Source organism: Blastococcus sp. SYSU D00695, from assembly GCF_054050555.1.
Genome location: NZ_JBJGZP010000006.1, coordinates 35,696 through 52,938, shown reverse-complemented (window position 1 = coordinate 52,938; position 17,243 = coordinate 35,696). Strand labels below are relative to the sequence as shown.

Genomic DNA, 17,243 nt, shown 5'->3' with positions numbered 1-17,243 from the left:
TCAGGATGCCGCGCATGGATCCGGCGCAGCGGCCCATCGGGTGGTGGGTCAAGCACCTCGACGCCCTGCTGGAGGACGTCGTCGACGCCGCCGTCGCCGGGGACGGGCTCACCCGCCGCCACTGGCAGGTGCTGCACACCCTGGCCGCCGGGCCCACGGACGAGGGCGCGCTGGCCCGGGCGCTGGCCGACTTCGACGGGCACCTGCCGGCCGTCGCCGCGGACCTGTTCGGCCGCGGCTGGGTGGACCGCGCCACCGGCGACCTGGGCCTGACCGCCGAGGGGCGCCTCGCGCACGAGCGGCTGGAGCGGGCGATCGGGCGGGTCCGCCGGCACGTCGCCGACGGCCTGTCCCGCCAGGAGTACGAGCGCACCGTGCTGGTGCTGCAGCGGATGGCGGAGAACGTCGAGCGGGCGCTGGGCCGGGCGGAGTGACGACGCGCGGCCGCCGCGGCCGTCCCGTTCAGCCGCGGAGGTAGGCGAGGGTCGCCATCACGCGGCTGTTGCGGTCCTCGTCGGGCGCGAGCCCGAGCTTGGCGAAGATCCGCTGGGTGTGCTTCTCGACGGCGCCGGGGGTGACCACGAGCAGCCGCGCGATCGCCGCGTTGGAGTGCCCCTCGGCGATGAGCCCGAGCACCTCGCGCTCGCGGGGGGTGAGCCGGCGCACCGGGTCGTCGGCCCGCCGCCGCGCGAACAGCTGCGCCACCACCTGCGGGTCGAGCACGGTGCCGCCGGCGACCACGTCCGACAGCGCGGCCATCAGCTGGTCGAGGTCGGCGACGCGGTCCTTCAGCAGGTAGCCGACCCCGCCGCGGCCGTCGGCCAGCAGCTCGTCGGCGTAGGCCACCTCGACGTACTGGCTGAGCACCAGCACCGCCGTCCCCGGGACGGCTGCCCGCGCCTGCACCGCGGCCCGCAGCCCCTCGTCCGTGTGGGTGGGCGGCATCCGGACGTCGACCACGGCGACGTCCGGCCGCAGCTCGCCGACCGCCCGCACCAGCGAGGGCCCGTCGCCGACGGCCGCGACGACCTCGGTCCCGGCCTCCTCCAGCAGGCGCACGAGGCCCTCCCGGAGGAGCACCGAGTCCTCGGCCAGCACGACCCGCATCACGCGCCCGGCACCTCCGCGGCCAGCCGGGTCGGGCCGCCCCGCGGGCTGTCCACGGTGAGCGTGCCGTCGGCCGCCCGCAGCCGGTCGGCCAGCCCGGCGAGGCCGTGACCCGGCGCCGCGACCGCCCCGCCGTGCCCGTCGTCCTCCACGGTGACCCGCAGCGTCCCGCCGTCGCGCGCCACGGCCACCCGGCACACCGAGGCGCCGCTGTGCTTGGCGACGTTGGCCAGCGCCTCGCTGACGACGAAGTAGGCGGTGTTCTCCACGACCGGCGCGAGCCGCTCCTCGGGCAGGTCGACGGCGAGCTCCACCGGCACCGGCGACCGGGCGGCCAGCGCGGCGAGGGCGGCGCCCAGCCCGCGGTCGGCCAGCACCGGCGGGGCGATGCCGCGCGACAGCGCGCGCAGCTCCTCCAGCGCCTCGCGGGCCAGCCCCGCGGCCTCGCCGAGCGTGTCCCGCGCCGCCGACGGGTCGCGGTCGAGCTGCCGCTGCGCCCGAGCCAGGTCCATGCCCAGGCGGACCAGGTGCTGCTGCGGCCCGTCGTGGATGTCGCGCTCCAGCCGGCGCAGCGCCACGGCCTCGGCGGCGACGGCGGCGTCACGCCCCTGCGTCGCCCGGTCGATCTGCTCCTGCGCGGCGGCCCGGGAGGTCAGCAGCGCCCGGCCGACCTGCGCCTGCAGCACCGCGACCCCGCGGACGGCGAACGGCAGCAGCAGCGCGGCCACCAGCCCGATGAGCGCGTAGAACAGGATCCGCTTGCCGGCCGAGCTGTCCTGGCCGAGCAGCTCCAGCAGGTCCTCCTGGCCGGGGTCGGTGCTCGCGTCGGGCAGCGCCCAGTCCCAGGCGCCGTAGGTCAGCCCGCCGAGCGCGATCGACCAGAAGGTCACGGTGACGACGAACGACAGGATCGCGAACGGGAAGCGGACGACGGCGTGCAGGACGTCCAGCCAGCACTGTGCGTCCCGCAGCGGCGTGAGCAGCCGCCGCAGCGCCGTCCCCTCGGCGCGCCGGTAGGCCGGCCGCGGCAGCTCCCGGCGCAGGACGGCGGGCAGCCAGGCGCGCTCGGCGGTCGCGAACCCGCGCGCGACGAGCAGGGTCAGGGCGAGCACCGCGACGCCGACCCAGATCACCAGCAGCCCCGCCCCGACGCTCAGCCCGGTGACGATCGCGACGAAGGCGGCGATGCCGATCGGGAACGAGACGAGCGCGTAGGCGGTGTCGAGACCGAGCTGGCGGAGGAACCCGCGGCCGCGCAGGGGCGGCGCCGCGGTGGGCACGAGCGGCAGCCGCATGGTGTCGGCGGCCTCGTCGGGTGCGGTCATGTCAGGAGGCGTGGCGTCCGTGGTGGCGTCGGTGGTGGCGTCGGTGGTCATGGCCTCGAGCCTGCTGCGGCGGCCGCCCGCGGCCGATCCCGCCACCCGGCCGTTCCGGTGTCGGGCTGGCCCGACGGTCGGTGCGTGCGCGGCGGGGTCCCCATGACGTCCGGAATCGTCGCGGGGGAGGGTCCCGGTGTCCAGGGGCCGCGCCCGCCGCGCGCTCTGGTTAGGGTCGGGTCCGGTCCGGGCGGGGAGGTGGGGACGTGCGCAGCACCGCGGTGCGGGTCGCCGCCGCCCTCCTGCTCGTGGGCGGCTGCTCGTCCGGCGGCCCGACGGCGTCGGCCGACACCGGCGGGCCGGTCGAGACCTCCGCGCCCGGCGAGCGGCTGACCGTCGTCGGGGACGCCGACCCGGTGGCGGCCGCCGCCTCGGCCAGCCGGGCGCTGTTCGAGCGGGCCGGTGTCGCCGTCGTCGCGCGCGAGGGGGACCGGCCCGGCGAGCTGCTCGGCGCCTCCGCCGCGGCCGGCCTCGGCGTGCCGCTGCTGCTGGAGCCCGCGGACGGCGGCGGATCCGCGCTGGCCGGTGAGCTGGACCGGCTGGGGGCGACGACGGTGCTGGCGGTCGGCGAGGCGCGCGCGGAGGGCGCGGGCGTCGACGTCGTCGCCGTCGCGGCGGACCCGGGCGCGGTCGAGGGCGCCACCGGCCTGGACCTCGGCGACGCGGAGGAGGTCGCCGACGACGATGCGGTCGTCGCCGTCGCCGGGCTGGACCCGGAGCGGCCGGCCGCGCTGGTGCCGCCGGGGGGCGCGGCCGCAGAGGGCGGCGGCGACGGCCGCGTGCCGTCGGTCGACCGCGCCGAGCCGCTGACCGGCACGCTGGTGGTCGCCACGGGCGGACCGGAGTCGCTGGCCGCGGTCGCGACCGCCCGCGCGGCGGGGGCCCGCGTCCAGGTGCTCGACGACGCCGACCCGCGCTCCTCCGCCGACCTCGTGGAGCTGCTCGGCGAGGAGGAGCCGGCCGCCGTCGTCGCGGTCGGCGCCGACCTGGGCACGGAGCCGGGCCTGGAGTGGAAGCTGGACACCGCCGCGACGGGGCAGCAGCTGCCCGGCGGCGCGCAGACGCTGTTCCCCGGCCGGATGCTGATCGCCCTGTACGGCCACCCCGGCACGGCGGCGCTGGGTCTGCTCGGCGAGCAGGACCTGCCCGGGGCGGTCGACCGCGCCCGGGAGTACGCCGCGGCCTACGAGCCGCTGGTCGACGTCCCCGTGGTCCCCACCTTCGAGCTCATCGCGACCGTCGCCTCGTCGTCGGCCGGGGCGGACGGCGACTACTCGGCGGAGGCGGACCTGGAGACGCTGCGGCCGTGGGTGGAGGCCGCGGGCGAGGCCGGCGTCTACGTCGTCCTGGACCTGCAGCCGGGCCGCACCGACTTCGTCACCCAGGCCGAGCGCTACCGCGAGCTGCTGGAGCTGCCGCACGTCGGGCTGGCCCTGGACCCGGAGTGGCGGCTGGGGCCGGACGAGGTGCACCTGACCCAGATCGGCTCCGTGGGCGTCGAGGAGGTCAACCGGGTGGTGACCTGGCTGGCCGACCTCACCCGGGAGAACGCCCTGCCGCAGAAGCTGCTCGTCCTGCACCAGTTCCGGCTCGACATGATCCCGGGCCGCGAGCGGCTGGACACCTCCCGTGACGAGCTCGCCGTGCTGGTCCACGCCGACGGCCAGGGGTCGCAGGGGGACAAGCAGGCGACCTGGCAGGCCCTGCACCGCGACGCCCCGCCGGTGGCCTGGGGCTGGAAGAACTTCATCGACGAGGACGCGCCGATGCTCACCCCCGAGCAGACCGTGCAGCAGGTGGACCCGGTACCCCAGCTGGTCAGCTACCAGTAGCCGCGGGGACTCCCGTTCCGTCGGTCACCTGTGGTCTGCTGGCGCTCCGCCCGCGACCCCAGGAGGAGCCCGTGACTTCCGTCCTGCCCGGCCAGACCGGCGAGCTCGACCCGCGCCTGCTGGAGCACCGCCGCGAGCTCACCGGCTACTGCTACCGGATGCTCGGCTCGTCCTTCGACGCCGAGGACGCCGTCCAGGAGACGATGGTCCGCGCCTGGCGGGCCCTGGACGACTTCGAGGGCCGCTCGGCGCTGCGGTCGTGGCTGTACCGGATCGCCACGAACGTCTGCCTCGACCAGCTGAACGGGCGCAAGCGGCGGGCGCTGCCGATGGACCTGTCGGGCACCTCGTGGCAGCCCGTCGAGGCGTCGCTGGCCGCCACCCGGCCGGCCGACGCGTGGGTCGAGCCGGTGCTGGACCGCCAGGTGCTGCCCGAGGACGGCGACCCGGCCGAGCAGGCGGTGGCCCGCGAGTCGATCCGGCTGGCCTTCGTCGCCGCGCTGCAGCACCTGCCCCCGCGCCAGCGTGCGGTGCTGCTGCTGCGCGACGTGCTGCGCTGGAAGGCCGACGAGGTCGCCGGCCTGCTGGAGACGACCGTGGCGTCGGTGAACAGCGCGCTGCAGCGGGCCCGCGCGACGCTGGCCGCCGTCGGCGGGGAACTGGACAGCCGGCCGCTGGACGCCGACCACCGCGACCTGCTCGACCGCTACGTCGACGCGTTCGAGCGGTACGACATCGAGGCGTTCGTGCGGCTGCTGCACGAGGACGCGACGCAGCACATGCCGCCGTTCGAGATGTGGCTGCGCGGCCGGGAGGACATCGGCACCTGGATGCTGGGCCCCGGCGCCGGCTGCCGGGACTCCCGGATCATCGAGACCACGGCCAACGGGTCGCCGGCGTTCGCCCAGTACCGGCCGGCCGAGGGCGGGGGTCACGTCCCGTGGGGACTGCACGTGCTGGAGATCGAGGGCGGCCGGATCGCCCACATCTCCAGCTTCCTCGACCTGGACACGGGGCTGTTCGTGCGGCTGGGCCTGCCCGCCCGCCTGGACCCCGAGCCCTCCGCCTGACCCCACCCCCGCCTGCCCCCACCTGGCGTTGATCATCGGCAGGTGGCTGCTGCTCTCGGCGTGTCGCACAGCCATCTGCCGATGATCAACGCGGAGGGGGTCCGGGTCAGCCCTCGGTCGGGATCAACTCGTGCCGAGGGGCCGGGATGACGGCGTCCGCCGGGGTGGCGGCTCGGGTGGTGGCGGCAGCCGGGGCGGGTGCCTCCTCGGTGAGGCCCAGCCGGGCGTGCAGCCGGCGCAGCGGCGCGGGAGCCCACCAGTTGCGGCGGCCCATCAGCGTCATGACCGCGGGCAGCAGCAGCATCCGCACGAGCGTCGCGTCGACCAGCACCGCCAGCGCGAGCCCCAGCCCGATCTGCTTGATGGGGGAGAACCCGCCGGCGACGAAGCCGGCGAACACCACCACCAGCAGTGCCGCGGCGGCGGTGACGATCCGCCCGGTCTGCGCCAGGCCGCGCTCGACGGCGCGGTCACTGTCCCCGGTGCGGCGGTGCTCCTCGGCGATGCGGCCGAGCAGGAACACCTCGTAGTCCATCGACAGCCCGAACGCGATGGCCAGCACGATGACCGGGGTGGTGATGCTCAGGCTGCCCAGCGCCTCGGTGCCCACCAGCGCGCCCAGGTGCCCGTCCTGGAAGACCCACACCAGCGCCCCGAAGCTGGCGCCGAGGCTCAGCGCGCCGAGGACCAGCGCCTTGAGCGGCACCACCAGTGATCCGGTGAACAGGAACAGCAGCACCGTGGTGGCCACGGCGATGACGGCGAGCATCCACGGCAGCCGGTCGGTCAGCGCCTGCTCGTAGTCGACGAGCGCGGCGGCGTCCCCGGTGACGAGCACGCCGGCCGGGCCGTCCAGGGCGCGGACGTCGTCCACCAGGCGCAGCGCCACCGGGCCCTGCGAGTCGCCCTCGGGCACCACGTCGAGGACCGTCAGCCCGGGCACGTCCGGGCGCACCGACACCGCGCGCACGCCGTCCAGGGCGCCCAGCCGGCCGGCGTACGCGGCGGTCTCGGACTCGGGCAGGGCCTGCGGCACGACGACGGTGAGCGGGTCGACGTCCTGGTCGACGGCGAAGCGCTCCGCGGCGATCTCGGCCAGCTGGCGGGACGCCGAGGCCTCGGGCAGCGACCGGGCATCGGGGTCGGCGAAGCGCACCCCGAGGAACGGCGCCGCCGCGAGCAGCAGCACGCCCGAGACCGCGACGGCGACGAGCACCGGGCGCCGCCGCACGGCCCGGGCGATGCGGGCGAACCGGGCGCCGTCGGTGGCGCCGGGCCGGGCCGGGCGGATCCGCCGTCCCCACACCGCCAGCAGCGCCGGCACCAGCGTCAGCGCGGCGACGAGGTCGAGCAGCACCACGGAGAGCCCCGCCAGGCCCATGGAGCGCAGGAAGTCGTCGGGGAACACGAGCAGGCCGCCGAGGGCGGCGGCGACGGTGAGGCCGGAGAAGGCGACCGTCCGGCCCGCGGTGGCCAGGGTGCGGCGCAGGGCGGTGGCGTCGTCGGCGAGCGCCTTCTCCTCCCGGAAGCGGGAGACCAGCAGCAGCCCGTAGTCCACCGCCAGGCCCAGGCCCAGCATCGTGACCACGTTGACCGCGTAGACGGAGACGTCGGCGACGACGCTGGCCAGCAGCAGCGCCCCGAGGGTCGCGGCGACGCCGACGAGCGCGACGAGCACGGGGATGCCGGCCGCGACGACCCCGCCGAAGAGCACGACCATCAGCACGAGCGCGACGGGCAGGCTGATCGTCTCGGCGCGGGCGAGGTCGTCGGCGGCCTGGGCGTCCATCTCGTCGTCCTGCAGCGGACCGCCGCCGACGACGGCCCGCGGCGCGTCGGCGTCGCGGAGCAGGGCGGCGGCGTCGTCCACGGCGGCCCAGCCGGCCTCGCCCGGCGCGAACGTCACGGCCAGGGCGACCGCCTGCCCGTCGGTGGCGACCAGGCTCGTGCCGCCGCCGGACCAGGGGGTGGTGACCGTCTCGACCCCGGGCAGCCCGCCCAGCTCGGCGGTCAGCCGCTCGACCTCGGGCCGCAGGTCCTGCGCGGGACGCCCGTCGAGGACGGCGGCGATGCTCGGGCCGCCGGGGTCGGCCGCACGCAGCAGCTCGGCGGCGCGGGCGGACTCGCTGTCGTCGATCCGGCCGACCTCGCCGCTCAGGCGGCCGAACAGCGCCGGCGCGGCGAGCAGGCCGCCGACGAGGACGGCGGCCCACAGCAGCAGGACCAGCCGCCGGTGGCGGGCGCACCAGGTGGCGAGGCGGGGGAGCGACATGGCGGTCTCCTCGGTCGGGTCGTCGTGCTGCCACCCTGTCGGCCGGTGCGTCCGGCCGGATCCCCTGCGCCGGCCAACCGCGGCCTCCCTCTCGCGGGGGAGGCGCGGTGGGCCCCTCGGTCGCCGGGGGGAGGGGAGGCGTCCCCCCGGCCGGGCAGCGTGCCTCCCCCGCCGCGTGCGACGGGGGAGGACACGCCGGGGGATCAGGTGCCCGGGCGGACGATCCCGTGCTCGTAGGCGTGGATGACCGCGTGCACGCGGTCGCGCAGGCCGAGCTTCATCAGCACGTTGCCGACGTGGGTCTTCACCGTGTGCTCGCTGACCACCATCCGGCCGGCGATCTCGGCGTTGGACAGGCCGCGGGCCAGCAGCTCCAGCGTCTCCCGCTCGCGGGTGGTCAGCGGCCCGGCGGCCGCCGCCGGGGCGGGCGCGGGGCGGGCGCGGACGAAGTCGGCCAGCAGCCGCCGGGTGACCGACGGCGCCAGCAGCGCCTCGCCGGCGGCGACCACGCGGACGGCGGCGACCAGGTCGTCGCGGCCGACGTCCTTGAGCAGGAAGCCGCTCGCGCCGGCCTCCAGCGCCGCGTACACGTACTCGTCGAGGTCGAACGTGGTCAGCACCAGCACCCGGGTGGCGGGGGAGTCGGCGACCACGGCGCGGGTCGCGGCGATGCCGTCCAGCCGCGGCATGCGGATGTCCATCAGGACGACGTCGGGCCGTTCCCGCGCGGCGAGCGCGACCGCCTCCTCGCCGTCGCCGGCCTCCCCGACGACCTCCAGCCCGTCCTGGGCCTCGAGGATCATCCGGAAGCCGGCGCGCACGAGGCCCTGGTCGTCGGCCAGCAGCACCCGCGTCACCGGGCGCGCACCGCGGTCAGCGGCAGCTCGGCCGACACCCGCCAGCCGCCGCCCGGGGCCGGTCCGGCGGTCACGGTGCCGCCCGCGGCCGCGGCGCGCTCCCGCATGCCGACCAGCCCGCGGCCACCCGGCGCCGGCGCGCCGCCGAGGCCGTCGTCGGTGACGTCGAGGCACACCCGGTCGGCGCGGACCTCGACCCGGACGTCGACCCGCGCCGGGCCGGCGTGCTTGACGACGTTGGTGAGCGCCTCCTGCACGATCCGGTACGCCGCCAGGTCGGTCGCCGGGGCGGCCTGCGGCAGCGCGCCGTCGACGTGCAGGTCGACCGCGACCCCGGCGGCCCGCACGGACGCGGCGAGCTCGGGCAGCGCGGCCAGGCCCGGCTGCGGGGCCAGGGGGAACGCCGCGTCGTCGCGGAGCACGCCCAGCAGCCGGCGCAGCTCGGTCAGCGCCGCCCTGCCGGTCGCGCTGATCGCGTCGAACGCCTGGACGGCGCGCTGGGGGTCCCGCTCGACGACGACGGGACCGGCCTCGGCCTGCACGACCATCATGCTGACCGAGTGGGCGAGCACGTCGTGCATCTCCCGGGCGATCCGGTTGCGCTCCTCGACCACGGCCTGCCGGGCCTCGGCGGCGCGGGTGCGCTCGAGGGAGGACGCGCGCTCCTCGGCCCGGGCGGCGGCCAGCCGGCGGCTGCGGGCGCCGTCGCCGAGCAGCCACGCGGCGGCGAAGGTCAGCGAGACGATGGTGAGGTCCTCGAGGTCGGCGTCGGCCCGGTCGGCGAGCAGGCCGACGGCGATCGCCACCGCCGCGATCCCCGCGGCGGTCAGCGCGAGCCGGCGGGTGGCGTGGGCGGCGACGCTGTAGAGGGCGACCAGCCCGGCGAAGAAGACCGGCGGGTCGGGCAGGTCGCTGAGCCCGTGCAGCGTGGTGGCCACGCCGCAGAGGAGGCTGACGGTGAACGGGAACCGGCGGCGCCACACCAGCGGCAGGCACTCGGCGGCGACCAGCGCGTAGCCCCACCACGGGATCGGCGGGCAACCGCAGCCGGAGGGGCGCAGCAGCGGCTGCAGCGACACGGTGAGCACGAGCAGCGCCAGCATCGCGTCGACCACCCACGGGTGGTCGGCCCACTGGCGGCGCCGGTCGGCGCGGAGCCCGCTCACCGGGCGATCCTCCCAAGGCGGGGCTGCCGGCGGCTCCCCCGCGCGGGGGATCTCCCGGCGCCCGGCTGCCGCGCCGTGCCCGGGTCTCGTCCCCGGCGGCGGCCGGTCCCATGCTGGGCGCGCAGGCGGATGCGGGCACCGACGAGCGGGAGCGGGCATGACGATCGACGAGGCCGGCGCCGGCCTGCGCTACGGGCGGGCGTCGGGGCGGTGGGTGCTGCTCGCGACGGTGCTCGGCTCGGGCATGGCGTTCATCGACGGCACCGTGGTCACCATCGCGCTCCCGCAGATCGCCGACGAGCTGGGGGACGCCCCCGCGGGGCTGCAGTGGGTGGCCAACGGGTACACGCTGCCCCTGGCGGCGCTCATCCTCCTCGGCGGCTCGTTGGGGGACCGGTTCGGCCGCCGGCGGGTGTTCATGGTCGGGGTGACCGTGTTCGCGACCGCCTCGCTGCTGTGCGCCCTGGCCCCCTCCATCGGCCTGCTCGTCGCGGCCCGCGCGCTGCAGGGGGTGGGCGGCGCGCTGCTCACCCCCGGTTCGCTGTCGATCCTGCAGTCGTCGTTCGTGCCGGAGGACCGCGGCCGGGCCATCGGGGCCTGGTCGGGGCTGGCCGGGGTGGCCGGCGCCGTCGGCCCCCTCCTGGGCGGTGCGCTGGTGGAGGCGTCCAGCTGGCGGCTGGTCTTCCTCGTCAACCTGCCGATCGCGGCCGGGGTGCTGTGGGTCGCCGCCCGGCACGTCCCGGAGTCGGCCGACCCGTCCGCGCCGCGGGGGACCGACGTCCCGGGCGCGCTGCTGTGCGGGGTGGGCCTCGGTGGCCTGACGTACGGGCTGACCGCGTGGTCCGGCCGCGGAGGGGCCGACCCCGTGGTGCTCGGGACGCTGGCCGTCGGCGTCGCCGCCCTGCTGGCGTTCCTCGCGCTCGAGCGGCGCTCGTCGCACCCGCTGCTGCCGCTGGGGATCTTCGCCTCGCGCGTCTTCCGGACGGTCAACCTGGTGACCTTCGCCGTCTACGCCGCGCTCGGCTGGGTCTTCTTCGTCGTGGTGGTGCAGCTGCAGGTCGTCGCCGGCTTCACGCCGCTGGCCGCGGGCATGTCGCTGCTGCCGCTGACCGTGCTGATGCTGCTGCTGTCCTCCCGCGCCGGCGCGCTGGCCTCGGTGGTGGGGCCGCGGCTGCCGATGACCGCCGGGCCGCTCGGCTGCGCGGTCGCGCTCGTGTGGGCCTCGCGCATCGGCCCCGGCGCGAGCTACCTCGCCGACGTCCTGCCGCCCGTGCTGCTGCTCGGCCTCGGCCTCTCCCTGACCGTCGCGCCGCTCACGTCCACCGCGCTGGACTCGGTCGACGTCCGGCACGCCGGGGCGGCCAGCGGGGTCAACAACGCCGTCGCCCGGACGGCGGGGCTGCTCGCCGTCGCCGTCCTCCCGCTGCTGTCCGGCGTCGGGGCGAGCCTGACCGACCCGGCGACGCTCGACCCGGCCTTCGGCACGTCGATGCTCATCTGCGCCGGGCTGATGGCGGCCGGGGCGCTGGTCGCCGCCGTCGGCCTGCCACGGGGGCCCCGGCGGCGGCCTCCGGCCACCGACGTCTCCCGCCGGCACTGCGCCGTGGACGCCCCGCCCCTGGCCGCACCGCCAGGGCACTGACCGGCCGGTCGCCGAGCTGCGGGGGGTGGGGAGTCGGCGCCAGGCCCGTCCTCCCACCTCAAGGTATAGCCGGACCCGGGGCTTGCGGCAAGACCCGGGGGAGCGCTCACACTCGCTCGTCGTGCAGCCCCTGACCAGCGTCTTCGCCCTCCCCGACGCCCTCTCCGCCAAGGCCGACCCCGCGCTGATCGCCGCCGACGAGCGCCACTTCGCCGCCGTCACCGACTCCCTGCAGCAGACCGTCGCCGACCTCACCGACCGGCTGGACGCCGAGCGCCGCGCCCCCGTCGCGCCCGGCCAGGCGGCGCTGGACCGGGACCTGGAGGTGCACCGGCTCACCTCGCGGTTGCGCACCCTGCGCCGGTTCGGGCTGGACCTGTGCCTGGGCCGGATGGTCGGGGCGGACGGCGGCGAGGCGGTGTACGTCGGCCGGCTGGGGCTCACCGACAGCGCCGGGAACCGGCTGCTCGTCGACTGGCGCTCGCCCGCGGCGGCGCCCTTCTCCGGCGCCACCCATGCCGAGCCGATGGGGCTGGCCAGTCGCCGCCGGTACCGCTGGACCCGCGGGCGGATCACCGACTACTGGGACGAGGTGTTCACCGCCGAGGGGCTGGAGGGCCACGCCGCGCTCGACGACCAGTCGGCGTTCGTCGCCAGCCTCGGCGCCAACCGCTCGGCCCGGATGCGCGACGTCCTGGGCACGATCCAGGCCGACCAGGACGCGATCATCCGCGCCGGCTCCCGCGGGGCGCTCGTCGTCGACGGGGGGCCGGGCACCGGCAAGACGGTGGTGGCCCTGCACCGCACCGCCTACCTGCTCTACAGCGACCCGCGGCTGCAGCACCGCGGCGGCGGGGTGCTGTTCGTCGGCCCGCACCAGCCCTACCTCGCCTACGTCTCCGACGTGCTGCCCAGCCTCGGCGAGGAGGGGGTGGCGACCTCGACGCTGCGCGACCTCGTCCCCGAGGGGCGCACCGCCGGCGACGAGCGCGACCCGGCGGTGGCCCGGCTCAAGGCCGACGCCCGCATGGTGGCGGCGATCGAGCCCGCGGTGCGGCTGTACGAGGTGCCGCCGGACGGGCCGACGGAGGTCGTGACGCCGTGGGCGACGGTGGAGCTGGACGGCGCGGACTGGGCCGAGGCGTTCGACGCGCGCGAGCCGGGCGCGCCGCACAACGAGGCCCGCGACCAGGTGTGGCAGGCGCTGGTCGGGATCCTCGTCGACCGGCTGCGCAACGCGGTGGACGACCACGACGACCTCGACGACCACGACGAGCCGGCCGACCCCGACGGCCAGTTCGACGCCTACGGGCTCGGTGCGGCGGACCCGGACGAGGTCTACCGGCGCGCCCTGGCGGGCAACCGCGAGCTGCTGCGGGAGTTCAGCCGCGCGTGGCCGCTGATCGAGCCCGCCGACCTGGTCGCCGACCTGTGGTCGGTGCCGGCCTACCTGCGCCGGTGCGCTCCGTGGCTCACCCCCGGCGACGTCGCCCTGCTCCAGCGCGCCGAGCCCGCCGCCTGGACGGGGGCGGACCTGCCGCTGCTGGACGCGGCCCGCCAGCGGCTCGGGGACCCGGAGACGTCGCGGCGCCGCCGGCGGCAGGAGGCGGCGACCGCCGCCGAGCGCGCCCGGATGGCCGACGTCGTCGCCGACCTCGTCACCACCGACGACTCCGACATGCAGGTGATGTCGATGCTGCGCGGCCAGGACCTGCGCGGCGCCCTGGTCGACGAGGCCGCGGCACCGGCCGCCGCGGCCGACCCGCTGGCCGGCCCGTTCGCGCACGTCGTCGTCGACGAGGCGCAGGAGCTGACCGACGCCGAGTGGCAGATGCTGCTGCTGCGCTGCCCCTCCCGCAGCCTCACCGTCGTCGGCGACCGCGCCCAGGCCCGGCACGGCTTCGCCGAGACGTGGGAGGAACGGCTGCGGCGGGTCGGGCTCACCGAGGTGCGGCTCGCGTCGCTGACGGTGAACTACCGGACGCCGGAGGAGGTCATGGCCGAGGCCGAGCCGGTGATCCGCGCGGCGCTGCCGGACGCGAACGTGCCGACGTCCATCCGCCGCAGCGGGCTGCCCGTGCGGTACGGGGCGCGGTCGGAGCTGGACGCCGTCGTGGCCGGCTGGCTGGCCGCGCACCCCGAGGGGGTCGGCTGCGTCATCGGCGACCCGGCGTACCGCGGCTCGGAGCGGGTCCGGTCGCTGACGCCGGTGCTGGCCAAGGGGCTGGAGTTCGACCTGGTCGTGCTCGTCGACCCGGAGGCGTTCGGCACCGGCGTCGAGGGGGCAGTCGACCGGTACGTGGCGATGACCCGGGCGACGTCCCAGCTCGTCGTCCTCACCTCGGGAGGGGAGCGATGACCCGGTACGCGGTGCTGCTGCGCGGCATCAACGTGGGCCGCGCCAAGCGGGTGGGCATGCCCGAGCTGCGGGCCCTGCTGACCGACGCTGACTTCGAGGGCGTCGCGACGCTGCTGCAGAGCGGCAACGTCGTGCTCGACTCCGACCGCGGCGCCGCGGCCGTGGGCCGGGCGGTCGAGCGGGCCGTCACCGAGGAGCTGGGGCTGGACGTCGCCGCCGTCGTCCGCACGGCGGAGGAGGTGCGTGCGGTGGTGGAGCTCGACCCGCTGGGCGACGTCGCCGGCGAGGGCTCCCGCTACGTCGTCGCCTTCCTGGCCGAGCCGCCCGGCCCGTCGCTCGAGGAGGCCCTGGCGGCGGTCGACCCCCGCGACGACCGGTACGTCCTGCGCGGGCGGGAGCTGTACGTGTGGTGCCCGCACGGACAGCTGGACAGCCCGGTGATGGCCGCGGCCGGCAAGCACCGGGGCGGCCCGGTGACCACCGTGCGGAACTGGAACACCGTGCAGAAGCTCGACCGGCTGCTGCGGTCCTGAGAGATTCCCCCGGCAGGGATGTCGAGAACGCCCGGGCGGCTCCGTCCCCGGGGTGAGCGCCCCGACGGGGGGCGCCGGACCGAGGAGACCGAGATGGCCAAGTACCTGCTGCTCAAGCACTACCGCGGCGCGCCCGCGGCGGTGAACGACGTGTCGATGGAGCACTGGACGCCGGAGGAGGTCACCGCCCACATCCGGTACATGCACGACTTCGCCGACCGGCTGCGCGAGGCGGGCGAGTTCGTGGGCGAGAACGCGCTGGCGCCCGAGGGGATGTGGGTCCGCTACGACGGCGAGGGCCGCCCGCCGGTCACCGACGGGCCCTTCGCCGAGACCAAGGACCTCATCGCCGGCTACATGATCATCGACGTCGACACCCCCGAGCGGGCGATCGAGCTGGCCGGTGAGCTTTCGGCCGCGCCCGGCAAGGACGGCAAGCCGATCCACGAGTGGCTCGAGGTGCGGCCGCTGTACGGCGAGCCGCCCCTCGTCGGCGAGTGAGCGCCCCGCTGGACGAGGCCCTGCTGCGGGGCCTCGTCCCGGGGGTGCTCGGCGTCCTCGTCCGCCGCGGAGCCGAGTTCGCGGCGGCCGAGGACGCCGTCCAGGAGGCGCTGCTGGAGGCCGTGCGGGTGTGGCCGGCCGAGCCGCCGCGGGACCCGCGCGGGTGGCTGGTCACCGTGGCCTGGCGCCGGTTCCTCGACGCCAGCCGGTCCGACGTGGCACGCCGCCGCCGGGAGGACGCCGTCGACGCCGAACCCGTGCCCGGGCCGGTGACCGACGCCGACGACACGCTGCAGCTGTACTTCCTGTGCGCGCACCCGTCGCTGTCGCCGTCGTCGGCGGTCGCGCTCACCCTGCGCGCCGTCGGCGGGCTGACCACCCGGCAGATCGCCGCGGCCTACCTGGTGCCCGAGGCGACGATGGCGCAGCGGATCAGCCGGGCGAAGCGGACGGTGGCCGGCGCGCGGCTGGACCGGCCCGGCGACGTCGGCACCGTGCTGCGGGTGCTGTACCTGGTGTTCAACGAGGGGTACTCCGGGGACGTCGACCTGGTCGCGGAGGCGATCCGGCTGACCCGGCAGCTCGCGGCGGTGGTCGACCACCCGGAGGTGCAGGGGCTGCTCGCGCTGATGCTGCTGCACGCGGCGCGGCGGCCGGCGCGGACCGCCCCCGACGGCAGCCTGGTCCCGCTGGCGGCGCAGGACCGCAGCCGCTGGGACACCGCCGCCATCACCGAGGGGGTCGCGGTGCTGCAGGCGGCGCTGTCCCGCGACCGGCTGGGGGAGTACCAGGCGCAGGCGGCGATCGCGGCGCTGCACGCCGACGCCCCGACCGCGGAGGAGACCGACTGGGTGCAGGTCGTCGAGTGGTACGACGAGCTGGTGCGGCTGACCGGCAGCCCGGTCGTGCGGCTCAACCGGGCCGTGGCCGTGGGCGAGGCGGACGGGCCGCGGGCGGGCCTCGCGGCGCTGGCCGAGCTGGACCCGCGGCTGCCCCGGTACGCCGCCGTCGCCGCCCACCTGCACGAGCGGGCCGGGGACACGGGGACGGCGGCGCGCCTCTACGCCGAGGCGGCCCGCGCGGCGACCGACACCGCCGAGCGCGACCACCTGACCCGGCAGGCGGCCCGGCTCAACACGGCGCGGGACCGGCGGCCATCCACCCCGTGAGGTCGCGCAGGGGCCCCGGGAACTCGTCGGCGGTGAGCTCGGCGGCCAGCGCCCCGGCGAGCAGCTCCTTGCGGCCGGCGGTCGTGCCCGCGAACCGGTGCAGCTGATCGGCCAGCGGGCGGCCGCGCCAGGCCGGCTGGTCCTGCAGGACGGCCAGCCGGTGCGCGAGGCCGAGCCGGTCGAGGACGGCCAGCAGCCGGTCGGTGCCCAGCGCGCGGACCAGCTCCTCCTCCAGGTCGGCGCGGCACACGGCGAACCCGTGCGCGGCGAGGTCGGCCACGTCGCGGGCGCCCAGCGCGCGGACCACGACGGCGGCCTCACCGGCGTCGCACATGCCGAGCACCCGCACCGCGCCCGGCTCCGCGCGCAGCGCCCGCAGGGCCCGGTGGACGCCGGTCACCCCGCCCATGTCGACCAACCGGTGGCCGCCGGTCAGGCCGGCGGTCGCGGCGACGGCCCGCACGGCGGCGACGTCGCTGCGGCCCTCGAGCAGGACGACGGTCTGCACGCGGTCACCGGGCCTCGTCGAGGACCTGCCACGGGTCGGCGGTCCACGGCGTCCGGCTGTGCTCGACGTGCAGCCGGCCAGGCGCCGCCTCGATGAGCTCGGCGAAGACGGTGGCCCACACCCGGCCGTCCACCTCGTGGCGCACCAGCAGGGCGCCGGGGTCGTCGCGCGGTGGGGTGCGGGCGACGATCGCCCGCCAGCCGTCGAGTGAGCCGGTGGCCGCGAACTCGGCCAGGTGCCGGTCGGCCTTGCGGTCCTCGGGGCCGCCGGAGGTCAGCATGTGGGTGCCCGTCGGGTGCTCGGTGCTCACCAGCTCCGCGCCGTCGAAGTCCCAGGTGACGGCGCGGTCCGGCGCGGCCAGCAGGAGCGCGAAGCTCGCCATCCCGCGCAGGTCGACGTGCTCGGTCCAGGCGGCGCCGTGCCGCGCGGCCAGCAGCGGGAGCACGCCGCGGCTGGGGGCGCCGGGGGCGGCCTCGCGCCGGGCCGGGCGGTTCACCACCAGCGCCGTCGTCCCGGTGACGACGTCGGTGGCGCACCAGGTGCCGCCCGCCGTCCGGTCCCGGCCGCCCACCACATCGGGGCAGTCCGGCCACCACGCGCCCGGGTCGTCGAACGGGCGGGCGGTGGACTCGTCGCGGATGGCCAGGATCTGCACCGGCCGCCCCTGCGACCTGCGGACGACGACGGTGCACATCGCCCCATCGTGGCAGCCCCCGTGCCCGCCGGCCGGTCCCCGCCCGCCCGTCGCGCTGCCCGCCCCGCCCCGCGCCCGCCGCGCCCGCCCCGCCCCTCCCGGCGTCCGTGCCCCCCGTCCCGTCCCCGCCCCTCTCGGCGTCCGCGCCCGTATGCGC

Annotated in this window: 15 protein-coding genes; 8 read left to right on the top strand and 7 right to left on the bottom strand. The window is 77.3% G+C overall.

Annotation, left to right across the window (positions count from 1 at the left end; translation table 11 throughout):
- Positions 1 to 14: 14 nt before the first annotated feature.
- Positions 15 to 434, top strand: coding sequence for a MarR family winged helix-turn-helix transcriptional regulator (locus ACI781_RS05885; RefSeq protein WP_456565142.1), 420 nt, complete (start codon positions 15 to 17; stop codon positions 432 to 434).
- A 28-nt stretch (positions 435 to 462) separates the two neighbouring features.
- On the opposite strand, the gene ACI781_RS05880 is transcribed toward ACI781_RS05885, so the two are convergent.
- Complete coding sequence (locus ACI781_RS05880) at positions 463 to 1,107, bottom strand: response regulator (protein WP_456565269.1); 645 nt, start codon at positions 1,105 to 1,107, stop codon at positions 463 to 465.
- Positions 1,107 to 2,483 (bottom strand): sensor histidine kinase, encoded by a 1,377-nt coding sequence (locus ACI781_RS05875; protein WP_456565141.1) that lies wholly within the window; start codon positions 2,481 to 2,483, stop codon positions 1,107 to 1,109. Before ACI781_RS05875 ends, ACI781_RS05880 begins: the two co-directional genes overlap by 1 nt.
- 206 nt (positions 2,484 to 2,689) lie before the next feature.
- Between ACI781_RS05875 and ACI781_RS05870 the strand changes: the two genes are divergently transcribed.
- Both ACI781_RS05870 and ACI781_RS05865 read left to right on the top strand, forming a co-directional pair.
- On the top strand, positions 2,690 to 4,315 hold the full coding sequence (locus tag ACI781_RS05870; protein WP_456565140.1) for a hypothetical protein: 1,626 nt from the start codon (positions 2,690 to 2,692) through the stop codon (positions 4,313 to 4,315).
- A 71-nt stretch (positions 4,316 to 4,386) separates the two neighbouring features.
- A complete protein-coding gene (locus tag ACI781_RS05865; protein ID WP_456565139.1) occupies positions 4,387 to 5,385 on the top strand; it encodes a sigma-70 family RNA polymerase sigma factor in 999 nt (332 codons plus the stop codon).
- Positions 5,386 to 5,491: 106 nt separating this feature from the next.
- Here ACI781_RS05865 and ACI781_RS05860 read toward each other — a convergent pair whose 3' ends face one another.
- The 3 genes from ACI781_RS05860 to ACI781_RS05850 all read right to left on the bottom strand — a co-directional run bounded on the left by ACI781_RS05860 (position 5,492) and on the right by ACI781_RS05850 (position 9,680).
- Positions 5,492 to 7,657, bottom strand: coding sequence for an MMPL family transporter (locus ACI781_RS05860; RefSeq protein WP_456565138.1), 2,166 nt, complete (start codon positions 7,655 to 7,657; stop codon positions 5,492 to 5,494).
- 203 nt (positions 7,658 to 7,860) lie between these two features.
- On the bottom strand, positions 7,861 to 8,514 hold the full coding sequence (locus tag ACI781_RS05855) for a response regulator (protein ID WP_456565137.1): 654 nt from the start codon (positions 8,512 to 8,514) through the stop codon (positions 7,861 to 7,863).
- A complete protein-coding gene (locus tag ACI781_RS05850) occupies positions 8,511 to 9,680 on the bottom strand; it encodes a sensor histidine kinase (RefSeq protein WP_456565136.1) in 1,170 nt (389 codons plus the stop codon). Before ACI781_RS05850 ends, ACI781_RS05855 begins: the two co-directional genes overlap by 4 nt.
- 157 nt (positions 9,681 to 9,837) lie before the next feature.
- On the opposite strand from ACI781_RS05850, the gene ACI781_RS05845 reads away from it, so the two are divergent.
- The 5 genes from ACI781_RS05845 (at position 9,838) to ACI781_RS05825 (ending at position 15,884) form a co-directional block, all read left to right on the top strand.
- Positions 9,838 to 11,322: an MFS transporter gene (locus tag ACI781_RS05845; RefSeq protein ID WP_456565135.1), complete on the top strand. Its 1,485-nt coding sequence runs from the start codon at positions 9,838 to 9,840 to the stop codon at positions 11,320 to 11,322.
- Between the two features lie 121 nt (positions 11,323 to 11,443).
- Entirely contained in the window at positions 11,444 to 13,681 is a 2,238-nt protein-coding gene (gene helR / locus ACI781_RS05840; RefSeq protein WP_456565134.1) for an RNA polymerase recycling motor ATPase HelR, read from the top strand.
- Positions 13,678 to 14,214, top strand: a complete 537-nt coding sequence (locus ACI781_RS05835; protein ID WP_456565133.1) for a DUF1697 domain-containing protein — start codon at positions 13,678 to 13,680, stop codon at positions 14,212 to 14,214. The genes helR and ACI781_RS05835 overlap by 4 nt, the downstream gene beginning before the upstream one ends.
- Positions 14,215 to 14,307: 93 nt before the next feature.
- Entirely contained in the window at positions 14,308 to 14,715 is a 408-nt protein-coding gene (locus ACI781_RS05830; RefSeq protein WP_456565132.1) for a YciI family protein, read from the top strand.
- Positions 14,712 to 15,884 carry an RNA polymerase sigma factor gene (locus tag ACI781_RS05825; RefSeq protein ID WP_456565131.1) on the top strand — a complete coding sequence of 391 codons (1,173 nt, stop codon included), beginning with the start codon at positions 14,712 to 14,714 and terminating at the stop codon, positions 15,882 to 15,884. The genes ACI781_RS05830 and ACI781_RS05825 overlap by 4 nt, the downstream gene beginning before the upstream one ends.
- Here the strand turns inward: ACI781_RS05825 and ACI781_RS05820 are convergent.
- Together ACI781_RS05820 and ACI781_RS05815 are read right to left on the bottom strand one after the other, a co-directional pair.
- Complete coding sequence (locus ACI781_RS05820; RefSeq protein ID WP_456565130.1) at positions 15,847 to 16,392, bottom strand: hypothetical protein; 546 nt, start codon at positions 16,390 to 16,392, stop codon at positions 15,847 to 15,849. The genes ACI781_RS05825 and ACI781_RS05820 overlap by 38 nt on opposite strands.
- Before the next feature lie 4 nt (positions 16,393 to 16,396).
- Entirely contained in the window at positions 16,397 to 17,086 is a 690-nt protein-coding gene (locus ACI781_RS05815; protein WP_456565129.1) for an NRDE family protein, read from the bottom strand.
- Between the last annotated feature and the right edge of the window lie 157 nt (positions 17,087 to 17,243).